This window comes from Bacillus sp. BS1807G30 (genome assembly GCF_040047675.1).
Classification (GTDB): Bacteria; Bacillota; Bacilli; order Bacillales; family Bacillaceae; genus Bacillus; species Bacillus altitudinis.
Genome location: NZ_CP157353.1, coordinates 732,116 through 746,628, shown reverse-complemented (window position 1 = coordinate 746,628; position 14,513 = coordinate 732,116). Strand labels below are relative to the sequence as shown.

Below are 14,513 nucleotides of genomic sequence, written 5' to 3'. Positions count from 1 at the left end.
CTCACAAGAGCCAGCTTTCTCGTTATTTTTTGTCGATTTTAAAAGTAGATACCATTTGTGCCAAGTCCTCTGACATGTCAGAGAGCTGTTCAATCGCACTTGAAATTTGCTGCATGCCAGCACTTTGTTGTTCTGTTGCTGCCGCTACTTCTTGAGAGCTTGCCGCATGTTCTTCTGACACGACCGAAATTTGTTCAATCGATGTAGAAATTGTTTGATATGCTCGTTCTACCTGCTGAATAGATTGAAGCAAATTGTTCGTTCTGCTTGCAAATTGAGACACTCCATCATAAATACCAGCGAAGTTCTGCGAGGTGCCTTTCATTTGCTCCCGGCCTTCTTCCACTGCTTTACTGCTTTCCTCCACGCTTTCAAGGACACGCTGACTATTTTCCTGTGTGCCAATGACTAAGTCTGAGACCGTTTTAGCTGCATCAGCTGACTGTTCAGCTAACTTACGGACTTCATCAGCCACAACAGCAAATCCTTTTCCTTCTTCTCCTACACGTGCTGCTTCAATAGAAGCATTCAGTGCAAGCAGATTCGTTTGCGCTGAAATGTCCGTAATAATGGAGATGACACTTTCAATTTCTGTTGAATGTGATTGCAATTCTTCTGCCGCTTGCTTGGAGCTTGTCATCATGTCGTGTAACATGTTGAGATGTTCAAGCACATGCTGCACCAATTTTTGACCAGATTCTGACTGCTCTTGTACTTCTGATGAAACAGATTTCATTTCATCCACTTCTTTTGTCACGCCTTCGATTTGAGTATCGATTTCCGCAACAGATGTTGTGCAGTCTGTAATGTTTGCGACTGAATCATTGATTCCTTCACTCATATTCGTCATCGCTTCTGACACTTGTTGTGCACTTTGACTAGATTCCGTTGTCACTGTGCGAAGCTGTGAAGACATTTTCGACACTTCACTTGATGAGTTTGAGATCTTTCCAATAAGCTCTTTGATCCGTCCCTGCATTTTCTGGAAGGAAGCCGCTAATTGACCGATCTCATCTTTACTTTGAACTTCTACCATGCCAGTTAAATCACCATCTGCAATTCGATCCGCTGATTCCATTAATGAACGTGCTGGTTTTGCAATTCTTCTTCCCATGAAGAATGAGAAGAGTAATCCGCCGATGAGCACAATCGCAGATGCTACTGTAATATAAATTGTCAGCTTTTTCGTTGTTGCTGGAACAACAGACGCATCTAAGTCAATTCCTAAAATCCCCGTGAGTTCACCGCCTGAATCTTTAATTGGTAAAAAGACGGATTTATGAGTCCCATACGAATCAACATAAATGTCACTTTTGACCATTTTATCTTCAGAAAGAGCTTGTTTCATTTCATCTGAAAAGACATAATCTTGATCAAAATCATTGTCTTCCCCTGTTAGTACGATGATTCTTTCTTTACCGCCCTTATTTGATAACACGTATAAGTTCTCAAGCGTATGATCTTTTTGTAGCTCTGTGAATTTCTTTTTGATCTCCACATAAACGGGATCATCCTTCCCGCTTATGTTAAGGACATTTCCATCAATTTGATCGATTTCTTTTTTAGCCGTATCAATATCTGTTGTTAATCGATAATCAAACTGTTTTAACAATTGGGATGATAAATCCTGGCTAACTAAATAAAATGTTAGAACGAATAATGCAACGGTTGCGAGTAATGTTACGACAACGACTGACATGATTTTGGAGGATATCGTAAGTCCTCCAAACTTCCTTTGTTTCGCCATTTTTTTCTACATCTCCACTCTCAATTTTAATTTAAGCCTCTACACTTTCAAATTGTCCACAAACAGATGCAATGACATCTTTTAAATAAGATACGATATGAGGGATATGCTCCGGTAACGTATAAGGTGAAATCACAAAAAATTTACTCACACTTAGATAGAATTCTTGACCTTCTTTGGCATTGACTTGTAAAAACTTCGTTGTATCGCCAAAGAACATTTCGTCTCTTTTCTCTCCAAGCTTTTCAAAGAGGATTTTGTTCAAATCATTGTTGCGCTCAATTTCCATAGCAGTTGCTTCTCCAGATATTTCTTCCTTAAAACGAGGAGAACCGTCTAGGTAAATTCTAAACAATGTAGCCATTCCGACATTGTCATCATTGACGACTTCTGCTTGTGGAATTTCCTGACGGAGCGCTTCTCTAAATGCAAGGTTCACCTCTAAAAATTGACCGAGCAAGCGCTGGTATCCTTCAATTCCAAACGTTAGCAGCACACTTAGCATGCTGATGGAGCTTCCCATTCTTGAGCATTCAAGCGTATAACCCGTATGGTATTCCCCGTATCCTCTATGTCCAACGTATGGTGTTTCTTGTTCTTCTAGGTCCAAGCGCTTTAAGTCAGCAGCGTTTTTCACTAAGAATAAACTAGATGTGTACGGTGTTTGTCCGAGCTTTTGAAAATCAAAACACATCGTGTCAGCAAGAGAAAGATGCTGAAACTTTGCTTTGATTTCTTTTAACATACGAAGAACACCGTCTGAGAATTGCAGCGGGTTTTCAGATACATCATACTCATTAAAGAAAGCAAAGAATCCACCAAGCGCCGAATCTGCATGAATATGCGGCACCTTGAGACCATACTTCTCAGCAATGGCTTCTGCCGTTTCACGCACCCCTTTTACATCATCAATTGCAATGGCATCTGTTGTTCCGGTTGTTGCCACAATATAAACGGGAATTCCGCCATTTTGTGCAACACGTTCCATTTGACAACGCAAATCTTCCATATCCATCGAATGATCTTTATTCGTCTTAATTCTGATTAAGTTGTCTGTGCCAAGCCCTGTTGCTTCCATTGACTTAAATAAGCTGTAATGTGCAGCATCAGAACAAAACGCATAAAGATTTTGCGGGACACCTTTTCGTAATGACTCCGGTGCAACTTTCGCAATCGCTAAACGAAGCCCCGAGAAAATAGCCCCTTGACCTCCCCATGTTGTGTAACCCCCGCTCACATTTGGATCATATCCGATGAGCTTAGACATCATTGAGACCACTCTGACCTCAGCTTCCGCGCCTGCTGGTCCATACACATCCCAAAGGTTGTTTCCGTTAACCAGCATAGCCGTCAGCATGCCTAGAATTCCTGGTGTACTTGCCATTGGCAAAATGTTCGTGAAGAAATACTTCGTGTGGTATGGATGATTATGTAAAAGCTTCAGTAATTCTTCATTCACAAGTTCCGCTTGTTGTCCGTTCATCGGAATTTGACTTGTTTCAGTGAGCTTTTTGTAAAAGTCCTCCTCACGATTCTTTTCACCTTTTAGGTGAGCACGGTTCGGATCCTTCAGGTCATCGACCCCTGAAATGATCTGTTCCATTAATTTAACGAGTTCTTTCCGCTCTTCTGCATTTCCGTCCTCACTCGGAAACCAGTTCTGAACGAGGTTCTGTGCTCGTACAGTCATATACTATCAATCCTTTCAATGGAAGATTTCCTGTCACTGTCTATATCGACCCCGTTTCAAAAGTTTATAGTGTCGAACTGTTCACTTAAGTATATTTAGATAATTTGTTCACCCATAAAAAAGAATAAAACCCTTACAATACACATCAAAATCATTATGTTTGTGAAACAACAATATATATCAATATACTTTCTTGAAGGAATTATTATCCAGGCAATTCAGCGGTTTATTCATTCATTTTTTTTACTTAACCTGCATAAACATTAATAAACACTGGAAATTCGCCTAAATGCACCATTGTAGAAATCAAATTAATTCTTTAGACTTGTGTCTTTTTACCTGTTTTATTGATATAGCAACAGGAAAAATACAGAATTTTCTGTAATTATTAGGATGAATTTCACAAAAAGTTTTTCGGAGATCGAGTATTTTCGATGTCTTCCCATTTCTAGCTCGGACAGGCTGCCTTAGGTGCTCACCAGTTATGACTTTTCTATTTGTGCATTTCATGGTATATTCTAATGGTTCGTTTTCTTTCGTTCCGCCTCTTCCGTTTATCGGAGAAAAGGAGTGTTTAAATGAAAACATTTATTCAAAAAAGGGGCCTCGGCTTCTTTGTGATTGCAGCCATCTTGTTATGGCTCAAGACGTATACAGCTTATTTAATCGAATTTAAACTTGGTATATCAAATGTGCTTCAGCATATTTTGCTTTTTGTGAATCCTATTAGCTCCAGCTTGTTCTTTCTTGGCTTTGCTTTATTGTTCAAGAAAAAATGGCAGCCTGCCGCTATCATTGTGATTCACTTTTTCATGTCTTTTTTACTTTACGCAAACATTGTGTACTATCGATTCTTCAATGACTTTATCACGCTGCCTACAGTGATGCAGGCAGGAACGAATGGCGGACAATTAGGTGATAGTGCATTTTCACTCATGCGTTGGACTGATATGTTTTACTTTCTCGATACCATCATCTTGATCGTACTCGCAGTCCGCATGAAAAAACAGCAGCAAACAAGTACAGCGACTGTACCTGTTCAAAAAACAAAATCGTTTAGACTCGTTCTTGTGTCCTCTGTTCTGATCTTTGTTGTCAATTTAATCGCAGCAGAAATTGATCGCCCAGAGCTTTTATCAAGATCGTTCGACCGCAATTATTTAGTCAAATACTTGGGTGCTTATAATTTTACGGTGTTTGATGCCATTCAAAATGTGAAATCAAACAGCCAGCGTGCCCTGGCAAATTCAAGTGACGTAACAGATGTAGAGAATTATCTAAAGGCGAACAGCGCTGATCCAAACCCGGCTTATTACGGGAAAGCGAAAGGCATGAACGTCATTACGATTTCTCTTGAATCACTGCAAAACTTTGTCATTGATTACAAGGTGAATGGAAAAGAGGTCACTCCTTTCCTAAATTCATTAGCCCATGACAACAAAACGTTTTATTTTGATAACTTCTTCCATCAAACAGGACAAGGAAAGACATCTGATGCGGAATTTATGATGGATACGGGGCTTTTCCCATTATCACAAGGCTCTGTGTTTATTAACAAAGCTCAAAACACATATCAGGCGCTTCCTGGCATTTTGAAAAAGGACCAATACACGTCCGCTGAATTCCACGGGAATACGAAAACGTTCTGGAACCGAAATGAAATGTTTAAGTCCTTTGGATATGACAGATTTTACGATTCTGAGTACTACGATATGAATGAACAAGATACGAAGAACTATGGATTGAAAGACAAACCGTTCTTCAAAGAATCCATGCCAATGCTTGAAAATCTAAAACAGCCGTTTTATTCAAAATTCATTACGCTGTCAAACCACTTCCCATTTGGTATGGATGAAGGTGATACTGATTTTGAACCTGGCGACTTCGGAGACTCCGTCGTTGATAACTACTTCCAATCTGCTCATTATTTAGATGAAGCCATTGAACAGTTCTTTAATGACTTGAAGAAATCCGGTCTCTATGACAATACCGTCGTCATTATGTACGGTGACCATTACGGCATTTCAGAAAACCATAATGAAGCGATGGAAAAAGTGACTGGCGAAAAAATTGGAGACTATGAAAATGCCCAGCTTATGCGTGTGCCGCTCTTTATCCATGTGCCAGGCGTAAAAGGCGGACAGATTCATAAATACTCTGGTGAAGTGGATGTTGCGCCTACCCTTCTCCACCTGCTCGGAGATGATACGAAGAACTATTTAATGTCTGGTTCTGATATCTTATCGAAGAACTTTAAAGAGCTTGTGCCATTTAGAAATGGAGACTTCGTGTCTAAGGACTACACGAAAGTAGGTAACAATTATTACAGCAACAAAACAGGTGAAAAAATCGAGCCGACTGAAAAGGCATCACAAGAAAACGAAACGGTGAAAAAGATGCTAGAGACATCTGATAAGATTGTCACGGAAGATTTACTCCGTTTCTACAAACCTAAAGGCTTTACACCAATTGAACGAAATGATTATGACTACACAAAGAAAGTACAGGATGAAAAAGATTCTTCTTCCGCCAAAGATGAATCCAGCTCGTCTTCCAAATAACTTTCTCATTTAAAGCCCCAGCCGATCCAAGATCAGCTGGGGCTTTTTACGTTTGATCCGCATGACACCGGGTATAGGTGAAGAAGGAGGGATTATTGATCATGAAAAAAACAGCAGCATTTCTCGTGACCGCTTCACTCGCTTCTTCCACCTTATTTGCTTTCAGCCCGGCGATTTCAGCGCACGCCCTGACCCAAACGCAGGCAGAACAATCCATTCCTCAAGGTCCGAAAGCAGCACTAAACAGCATTTATCAGCTGGCACATAAAGGACAAATGCCATACTATGCAGAAGGACTCAAAATAGGGGTTCAAACAAAAAAAGACGTACGGCATAAATTAGGACAGCCTTATCCAGCAACCGGGCAAAACGGCTTTGATTTGTATCATGCTGAGATGGGCAACCCTGGATTCGCTTTTCACTATGACAAAAAAGGCAAAATAAACGAAATCCGTTATTTTGGAACAAATGTAGAAAAAGAAACGAATATCGGAGGAATGACTCCTTCCCTATTAAAGAAACAGCTTGGACCTGCAGATTCAGTCAGCACCATCCCGCAAACAAAAGAGAAGAAATACGTTTATCAGACCGGTGATTATGAGCTCGAATTTGTCGTCGGACATGATCCAGATATCAGTCAGCACGAGCTGACTGTGGTGCATATTAACCTCATCAAAGCCGGTTCCTAAATAAAAAGCATCCTGAGTTTTCGCTCAGGATGCTTTCTTTTATTAAGATGCCACTTCTAAATGCGGCTTTCTTTTCAGTTTTCTCTTAAGGACTGGACCTGCTACATAATCAAGGCCAAGTTTTCCGGCATTTCCTTTCGCTGCCATAATGAAGACGGCGATCAGAAGAAGAAGCGGGTTAACAGAGACGGTTCCAGCTAGTAAGAAAGAGACATTCATCACGCTTCCAAAAAAGGCTGCCGTTGTTGTAAACAATCCAACAATTAGTCCTAGACCAACTAAGATTTCTCCCCACATGACCATGGCACTGAAGAGTCCGGCATTTGGCAACGCGACATTTTCTAAAAACCAGACATAGAACGGATAAACAAGATGTCCATCTTTCACAACAGGTTCAGCTATGGCAAATTGCAAATATCCTGATGCATCGAATCCGCCTGTTAGTTTTCCAATACCAGATGTCAGCCAAGTCCATCCGATATAAAGTCTTGCTGCCAAGAGAATAACGGCTGCCCATACATTCGTTTGTAAGAATTTTGTAAACATGATGATGCCTCCTTTTAAATTATGTGAAATATTTCACATTCTCTTTATGATCTTATTATACTATGTAAAATATCATTTGTGATCCTTTTCACATATATATTCACAAATTGTTCATGAATATCAAGTAGAGGTAAACTTTTCTCTTGTTATCACCGTCTAAGTTATTTCAGACAGTGAAAAGGGGTTACATTTTGTATGAAAACATTATTTCATTTTGCTTATTTACAGGCCATCTCTTGTCTATTTCCTGTCATGATCTTTACGGCGCTTGCCCTATCAAAGGTCGTGTCTATTCCTTTTCTTCATCGATATGATTTTATTCTTCTGCTTTGCCTTATGGCACAGCTTCTCATGCTGATGCTACGGCTTGAGACGCTGACAGAGTTGAAGGTTATTTGTCTCTTTCATGTGATTGGAATAGGCTTAGAAATCTACAAAGTACATATGGGTTCATGGTCCTATCCTGAAGAAGCTTATACGAAAATTTTGGGGGTTCCGCTCTATAGCGGTTTTATGTATGCGAGCGTGGCAAGCTATATTTATCAGGCACTGACTCGGCTTCTCGTGAAGGTGAAAGCATGGCCTCAGCCGTATCTTTCGATTGGGATCAGTTTATGTATTTACCTCAATTTCTTTACTCATCACTGGATCTATGATTTACGCTGGTGGCTGACATTACTCCTAGTGGTTGTGTTTCGAAAAACAGCCGTTTCCTTTCAGGTCGGTTCATCGACCTTTCGCATGCCGCTTGTCATCTCGTTTCTGCTGATTGGCTTTTTTATTTGGGTTGCAGAAAATGTCACGACCTTTTTAGGAGCATGGCAATATCCAAATCAGCAGCATGCTTGGTCTCTCGTCCACCTTGGTAAAATCAGTTCATGGTTTTTACTTGTTGTCATCAGCATTGTACTGGTGATCGAACAGCGAAAACAAAAAAACGTTCAGCCCATTTGATCTGGCTGAACGCTTTTTTTAGTCCCGAGCGACTTCCTTGCGAAGATCATCGGCTACAAATTCGACATTTGTTCCAATGATGATTTGTACGGAAGTTTTTCCTGACGTCAGTACCCCTTTGGCACCTGCTTTTTTCAATGTACCTTCATTTAATAAATCTGTATCTTCTACTGTTAAACGAAGACGGGTCGCACAATGGTCAATTGTGGTGATATTGTCTTTGCCGCCTAGTCCCTCTACGAGCATACTTGCTCCGGCAGTATGTGTATCATCCCCTGGGATATCTTCGATGTCATCATCTTCCCTGCCCGGTGTTTTTAGCTTTAACAATTTAATCAGGAAATAGAAAACAACAAAGTAAATCACGCCATAGATGACCCCAACCACAAGTAACAGAATTGGTTTTTGCGCAATTCCAAAACTTAAAACGTAATCAATCGCACCGGCTGAAAAAGCGAAACCGCTATGAATGCCTAAGGTGTTGACAATAAAGAGCGAAAGACCAGTTAATATCGCATGAACACCATATAAAAGTGGAGATAAAAACATAAATGAGAATTCAATTGGTTCTGTGATCCCTGTAATAAATGACGTCAGTGCCATTCCAATCATAAGACCGGCTGTTGCTTTTCGTTTTTCAGGCTTTGCGGTCACAATCATCGCGAGACATGCCGCCGGCAGCCCGAACATCATCACTGGGAAGAAACCAGTCATAAAGACACCTGCACTTGGATCGCCTTTGAAGAACCGCGCTAAATCACCTGTCGCTCCGCTGAATTCACCAAATTGAAACCAAAATAAATTATTCAGCACATGGTGAAGTCCTAATGGAATGAGCAAGCGGTTAAAGAAGCCAAACAGCCCGGCACCCGTTGCTCCAAGACTTAAAATCCACTCCCCTAAATCATTGATCACACTTTGAATTGGAGGCCATACATATCCAAAAACGGCTGCTAATAGAATGGTAAAAAGTGCTGTCATAATAGGCACAAGCCGTCTTCCACTAAAGAAACCTAAGTATTCAGGCAGTTTCGTGTCCTTAAATTTATTGTAAACGTAACCTGCCAAAAGTCCGCACAAAATACCACCCAATACCCCCATATTGTTGGTCGAATTGATCGATGTGGTACCAGCTGACAAAATAAAATAAGAGATCGCTCCAGATAACGCCGCTGCTCCGTTACCATCCTTTGAAATACCAATCGCTACACCCATAGCAAAAATTAAAGCCAAATTCGCAAAAATTGCATTTCCTGCCGCATGAATAAACGGGATGTTGAATACATCTTCCCGCCCAATAGCCAAAATGATACCCGCTGCAGGAAGCACAGCGATTGGAAGCATAAATGATTTTCCTAACTTTTGAAAAAACTGAAACACCATCTTATTTCTCCCCCCTTCGTCATCATCATGAACAAATCTCTCATGATGTTCATAAAAAATATATCATATGCACATCTAGTTATCTATACCAATTTGTCCACATCTCACCCAAATCTCAGCCTTTACTCTTTTGGCGTAAAATGTGGTAAGCTATTGAATAGAATGAAGTTATAGAAAGCGGGAATGAACAGTGATTGTCAAACATGATCATGAGTTAGAAGCCTTAAAAAAAGTCGGCCGAATTGTCGCTTTGGCAAGAGAAGAAATGAAAAGCCAAGCGAAACCAGGCATGTCTACAAAAGAATTAGATTTGATTGGGAAAAAAATATTAGAAGAGCATGGAGCCAATTCAGCTCCTGAAAAAGAATATGATTTCCCCGGTACGACTTGCATCAGTGTCAATGATGAAGTCGCACATGGCATTCCAAGTGAAAAAACCATTTTACAAGAGGGCGACCTTATTAATATTGATATCTCAGCAGAGCTTGATGGATATTATTCCGATACTGGGATTTCATTCGTTTTAGGTACAGGAGATGCTCGTCTTGAAGCATTATGCCAGTGTGCAGAGGATGCATTCCTTGAAGGATTAAAGCACGCGAAAGCCGGAAAAAGACAAAATCAAATTGGCCGTGCAGTCTACAATACAGCCAAAGAACAAGGATTTACCGTCATTAAAAACCTGACAGGACACGGCATTGGGAAAAGCCTGCATGAAGCACCTAACCATATTTTGAACTATTATGATCCATTCGATAATGCTTTGTTTAAGAATGGGACAGTGATCGCCTTTGAACCTTTCATTTCAACAAATGCTGAATCGATTTATCAAGCAGATGACGGCTGGACATTTAAAACACCTGATAAGAGCCTGGTCGCACAGATTGAACATACGATTGTGATCACAAAAGACGAACCGATTATTTTAACAAAGCTGTAAGTAAGCGGGTCCCCTCCTTCACTGGAGGGGATTTCAGCGTGTAGACAAACCCTTTCACGAATCTGTCACGACTAAACAAAAATGCCTGTGGTAAAATAGGCAAAGATATGCGAAAGGGGTCTTATTTGTTATGTGGTTCATCATCATCGGTGTTATCTTCTTTATTGAAAGTATTATTTTAACGGTTGTAGGTATTAAGAAAAAACAATCCATGATGACCTACCTCGGTATTGTCATCATGATTATGACAGTCGGCATGATCATCGTTACCCTCAACCCGCCAAATTCATAAATGATTATTTCCAGCATATACATGGATCATAGGCAGATAGAATCAGTTTTCATTTCTAAACACCTGCACACTTTTCACGTCCTTTTTTGAGATGTTACAATGCAGGCAGTTTCCATTGAAAGGAGTTTTCTATCATGCATTATGGTAGCAAAGGCTGGTATGTCGAAGAATTAAAGAAGCTTGGTGTGACCAAGCATGAAGGAAGAAAGCTTCAAAGCTTTAAAACCTATTTCCTTGCAAATCTTCTTAAGCAAAAGAAAACGAGCTCTTAAATGTTGAAAAGCCGTACATCCATATCAGATGTACGGCTTTTTTATATGGGCTGAACACGTTTTTCTAAAGACTTCCTGACCACATCTGCTAAGGCATCTACTTCAAGAACTGCTTTCAGCCTGTTTTGATCTACTTGACGGTATTTAACTTCATTGACTTCGTGGACTGTGATGGAATGGGGCGCTTTTTCGACTAACACAAGAGCTTCATCAGGAGAGACCATTCCTTCTTTCAGCACACGCAAATAAAAACCGGTATATCCCGTTTGCTGCACTTCCTTCACAAGCTTCATGTTTCCATGCTTAAGAGAGAGCTTCACACATGGCTGTCTTGGCTGGCTGACCTCAACAATCGCTTCCCCAAACTGAAATACATCACCAATACGGACTTCTGTCTCTACAAGCTGATGCACGGTCACGTTCTCACCGAAAGCTGCCTCCTGTAACGACACTCCTAAAAATTGCTCAAAGTAAGTATAGTGATCATATGGAAAGACGCAAATGGCTTTATCATCACCTCCGTGATGGACCAAATCACCCTGGCCATCTCCATCAAAATTGAGCTTACTCAAATAAACAGGCTCATGAATACGCTTTTTGTTGATGGCTGTTTTGATTTCTTTACCATTCACATAGGTGGTGATAGGTTGCCCTACTTGAATTCCTTCGATGTCGTACCTTGTCTGCCCCACTCTCGCCATCTCCTTTGATTGTCTGATTGCTTTTATTTTACATGGTTTGACAGTCAAATCATAGTCGGTACATGAAGGAACGAGGCAGGTTATGGTACGATGAGAAAAAAGGAGAGATGACATTGGTTCATTATCACGCTATTGTAAAAGGACGAGTGCAAGGAGTCGGTTTTCGATATTTTGTTCAAGGAGAAGCCGTCAATCGAGGGATGAAAGGCTGGGTACGCAACACAGATGAGGGTCACGTGGAGTTAAAAGTAGAAGGAGAGCAGCAGGAGGTTTTTGACTTTTTAGAGACCGTCCGTAAAGGCAGTCCTTTTTCAAAAGTCACACATTTGGACATGGAGCCGCTCACCACGTTCGCCCATTATCAAGACTTTCGGATTAGAGGATAGTTGATGTGTGTCCTTTATTTCACAACAGTAAATGGGTTTGCAACATAATAACCAATCAAGGTTGTACGTGAAGCATCTTTGTAGAGACTCACATGAACATCATAGTTGGCTGATCCACTGTTAGGAAGTAATAAACGAGTAGGTGCTGCGAAAGCGTTTTGTCCAGAGATAGACCCTTCGTGTGTAAAGACTGGTGTCACTGGGAAAGTAAGTTTTCGAATAGCAGCTGTATAATAAAGTGTTTCATTTGTTGTTGCTGTCATGTTGACGTTGACCTGAGGATGAAGCGAAGTATAAGTTGAACGATCGGTTGTCACCTTTAAATCGATGTCATTCTGAACCATTGCTCCAGTAGTTGCTTTAGCTCTTTCATCACCTAGTGGTAGAAATCCGTTGAAACTGAATACAGCCAAAAATATGAGCAACGTCATTTTTTTCATCTATATTCCCCCTTTTTGATTTCACCGCCATTAAACCATCATTTTCCAAATCAAACAACATTCAAAAGACTCATTTCATACAAAAAAACCTAGCTTTTCGCTAGGCTCTTTCCGTCCCGTGGTAGGGTTTTTCCTGATAAAAATAATTCGGTTTCACGATCGTATTGTCATAGTGACGATGGAAGATATGCGTAGCAGCTGGTGATACTGGCGGAATCAGCCATGTCCAATCACCAGTCAGCTTACGATCAGCCTTTTCTTCCTGTTTTTCAAACTGCTTGAATTGATGGGCTGCTGTATGGTGATCCACAATGGTTACCCCTGCCTCGCGATAAGAGTGCAGAACCGCGACATTCAATTCGACAATGGCTTTGTCTTTCCAAAGTGACGAATTTTTTGTTGTATCGAGCCCTAAAATAGAAGCGACTTTTTTCAACATATTGTAGCGGTTTTCGTCAGCTAGATTACGTGCGCCAATTTCTGTTCCCATATACCATCCATTAAACGGTGCCGCATTGTAATGAATGCCACCAATTTCTAATTTCATATCAGCAATAATCGGAACAGCATACCATTTCAGTCCTAAATCACCGAATCCATCATATTCAGGATGAGTGATCTCTACCTCTTGAACAATCTCTTTCGGAAGATCATACAGAACCGGCGGCTGATCTTTTAGCTGAAACATAAGTGGCAGAAGGTCAAAATGCGTGCCTTCGCCTTTCCAGCCATGCGCTTCACACAACTTGGTTAATTCAAGTGATGCCTCGTCCCCAATGATGCCATATTCCGACTCATATCCCGCATAACGAACGAGCTGATGATTATAAATAACGACTTCCTTCCGTCCCTTATTCTCTGGTGGGAAGATGGTAATGGACGGTTTGATTTTACCGCCATTTGTCGCATACTCAATATGATGAAAGAGTGCCTCTTTCACCTCATCTTCTGTTGTCACGTGCCGGCAGTCATGCACATGCAGTGTTGACCAAAACAAGCGCCCAATGCACCGGTTGCTGTTGCGCCATGCCATTTTTGCCCCGTGAGCTAATTCTTCCTGCGTATGAGTATACATGCCGTCAGACTCAATTTCTTGTTTTATTTCATGCAGACGTGCTGCTTTTTCTTCATTTGACTTGCCTAATTCTTCATAGCATACAGAAATAAAAGCTTCTGCTTCATTCCACAACGCTTCTTGGTTACTCAAACATACTCGCCTCACTTTAATACGAATATATCCATTGTAGCGGTTTCTATTAATAAATTCACTTGTTTCAAACCATTTTTTATCATATCGTGCGACGATCGTCCTTAGACAATGGATGAATCAATGACTTCAAGGGTCTTTTGGAGCCAGCGAACATACCCTTTTTCCCTTTCAATTGCCCTTGTCAGCACTAAATAATGCCCGAATTGTGTTGAATGCAGTGATTGGGCAGATGGATCTTCTTCTGTTAAAATGTTCAGTTTCTGTTTAAGCATCTCTACTTTCTTTGTTCGCTCCAGCAGCTGATGTGCGAACAGACCGGCCGCTTCTTTTTGATCCATAGATGAGATAAAGAACGTTTTTAACATAAATTCATCTTTTGTTGTGTCTGGAATCGGGCCTTTTTCCCTTAACCATTCATGCAGTTCTCTTTTTCCTGCATCAGTGATTTGATAAACCTTCTTCTCTAGCTTCTTTCCTTGTATGTGAATATCAAATTCAATAAAACCCTCTTCTGTTAGCCGCTTTAATTCAGGGTATATTTGACTATGCTTCGCACTCCAAAACTGTCCAAGGGAATCTTCAAAGTGTTTCTTCATATCGTATCCTGTCAGCTCACGCTGATCTAGTAAGCCAAGAATGGCATATTTCAGTACTCTCATGACATGCCTCCAACGCATATTCTTTGACAATAGTATACCATAC

15 protein-coding genes are annotated in these 14,513 nt (G+C 40.7%); 7 read left to right on the top strand and 8 right to left on the bottom strand.

What is annotated here, in order from left to right; translation table 11 throughout:
* Positions 1 to 22: 22 nt before the first annotated feature.
* Together ABG082_RS03745 and ABG082_RS03740 are read right to left on the bottom strand one after the other, a co-directional pair.
* Complete coding sequence (locus ABG082_RS03745; protein WP_019743528.1) at positions 23 to 1,747, bottom strand: methyl-accepting chemotaxis protein; 1,725 nt, start codon at positions 1,745 to 1,747, stop codon at positions 23 to 25.
* A 31-nt stretch (positions 1,748 to 1,778) separates the two neighbouring features.
* On the bottom strand, positions 1,779 to 3,437 hold the full coding sequence (locus ABG082_RS03740) for a pyridoxal-dependent decarboxylase (protein ID WP_073415375.1): 1,659 nt from the start codon (positions 3,435 to 3,437) through the stop codon (positions 1,779 to 1,781).
* A 578-nt stretch (positions 3,438 to 4,015) separates the two neighbouring features.
* Here ABG082_RS03740 and ABG082_RS03735 point away from each other — a divergent pair.
* Together ABG082_RS03735 and ABG082_RS03730 are read left to right on the top strand one after the other, a co-directional pair.
* Positions 4,016 to 5,998, top strand: coding sequence for an LTA synthase family protein (locus ABG082_RS03735; protein WP_241511800.1), 1,983 nt, complete (start codon positions 4,016 to 4,018; stop codon positions 5,996 to 5,998).
* Between the two features lie 101 nt (positions 5,999 to 6,099).
* Positions 6,100 to 6,687 carry a YjgB family protein gene (locus ABG082_RS03730; RefSeq protein ID WP_135226998.1) on the top strand — a complete coding sequence of 196 codons (588 nt, stop codon included), beginning with the start codon at positions 6,100 to 6,102 and terminating at the stop codon, positions 6,685 to 6,687.
* 42 nt (positions 6,688 to 6,729) lie between these two features.
* Here ABG082_RS03730 and ABG082_RS03725 read toward each other — a convergent pair whose 3' ends face one another.
* A complete protein-coding gene (locus ABG082_RS03725) occupies positions 6,730 to 7,233 on the bottom strand; it encodes a DoxX family protein (RefSeq protein ID WP_007496570.1) in 504 nt (167 codons plus the stop codon).
* A 195-nt stretch (positions 7,234 to 7,428) separates the two neighbouring features.
* Here ABG082_RS03725 and ABG082_RS03720 point away from each other — a divergent pair, with 195 nt between their 5' ends.
* Positions 7,429 to 8,187: a DUF817 domain-containing protein gene (locus tag ABG082_RS03720; RefSeq protein ID WP_348936555.1), complete on the top strand. Its 759-nt coding sequence runs from the start codon at positions 7,429 to 7,431 to the stop codon at positions 8,185 to 8,187.
* Positions 8,188 to 8,205: 18 nt separating this feature from the next.
* On the opposite strand, the gene nagE is transcribed toward ABG082_RS03720, so the two are convergent.
* Positions 8,206 to 9,570, bottom strand: coding sequence for an N-acetylglucosamine-specific PTS transporter subunit IIBC (gene nagE, locus ABG082_RS03715; protein WP_282833990.1), 1,365 nt, complete (start codon positions 9,568 to 9,570; stop codon positions 8,206 to 8,208).
* A gap of 190 nt (positions 9,571 to 9,760) precedes the next feature.
* Here nagE and map point away from each other — a divergent pair, with 190 nt between their 5' ends.
* From map to ABG082_RS03700, 3 genes are all read left to right on the top strand, one after another.
* Positions 9,761 to 10,510 carry a type I methionyl aminopeptidase gene (map, locus tag ABG082_RS03710; protein ID WP_008341769.1) on the top strand — a complete coding sequence of 250 codons (750 nt, stop codon included), beginning with the start codon at positions 9,761 to 9,763 and terminating at the stop codon, positions 10,508 to 10,510.
* A 130-nt stretch (positions 10,511 to 10,640) separates the two neighbouring features.
* Positions 10,641 to 10,802: a hypothetical protein gene (locus tag ABG082_RS03705; protein ID WP_008341770.1), complete on the top strand. Its 162-nt coding sequence runs from the start codon at positions 10,641 to 10,643 to the stop codon at positions 10,800 to 10,802.
* Between the two features lie 134 nt (positions 10,803 to 10,936).
* Complete coding sequence (locus ABG082_RS03700) at positions 10,937 to 11,074, top strand: YflJ family protein (protein WP_317328864.1); 138 nt, start codon at positions 10,937 to 10,939, stop codon at positions 11,072 to 11,074.
* Positions 11,075 to 11,115: 41 nt separating this feature from the next.
* On the opposite strand, the gene ABG082_RS03695 is transcribed toward ABG082_RS03700, so the two are convergent.
* A complete protein-coding gene (locus ABG082_RS03695; RefSeq protein WP_058214350.1) occupies positions 11,116 to 11,766 on the bottom strand; it encodes an MOSC domain-containing protein in 651 nt (216 codons plus the stop codon).
* Between the two features lie 122 nt (positions 11,767 to 11,888).
* Between ABG082_RS03695 and ABG082_RS03690 the strand changes: the two genes are divergently transcribed.
* The gene (locus ABG082_RS03690; protein ID WP_025206918.1) at positions 11,889 to 12,161 is read left to right on the top strand and encodes an acylphosphatase; all 273 of its coding nucleotides are present in this window, start codon (positions 11,889 to 11,891) and stop codon (positions 12,159 to 12,161) included.
* Positions 12,162 to 12,175: 14 nt separating this feature from the next.
* On the opposite strand, the gene ABG082_RS03685 is transcribed toward ABG082_RS03690, so the two are convergent.
* From ABG082_RS03685 to ABG082_RS03675, 3 genes are all read right to left on the bottom strand, one after another.
* Complete coding sequence (locus ABG082_RS03685; protein ID WP_048002728.1) at positions 12,176 to 12,601, bottom strand: hypothetical protein; 426 nt, start codon at positions 12,599 to 12,601, stop codon at positions 12,176 to 12,178.
* A gap of 100 nt (positions 12,602 to 12,701) precedes the next feature.
* Positions 12,702 to 13,808, bottom strand: a complete 1,107-nt coding sequence (locus ABG082_RS03680) for a nitric oxide synthase oxygenase (protein WP_007496564.1) — start codon at positions 13,806 to 13,808, stop codon at positions 12,702 to 12,704.
* Between the two features lie 104 nt (positions 13,809 to 13,912).
* Positions 13,913 to 14,470, bottom strand: a complete 558-nt coding sequence (locus tag ABG082_RS03675) for a PadR family transcriptional regulator (RefSeq protein ID WP_017358773.1) — start codon at positions 14,468 to 14,470, stop codon at positions 13,913 to 13,915.
* Positions 14,471 to 14,513: the final 43 nt, after the last annotated feature.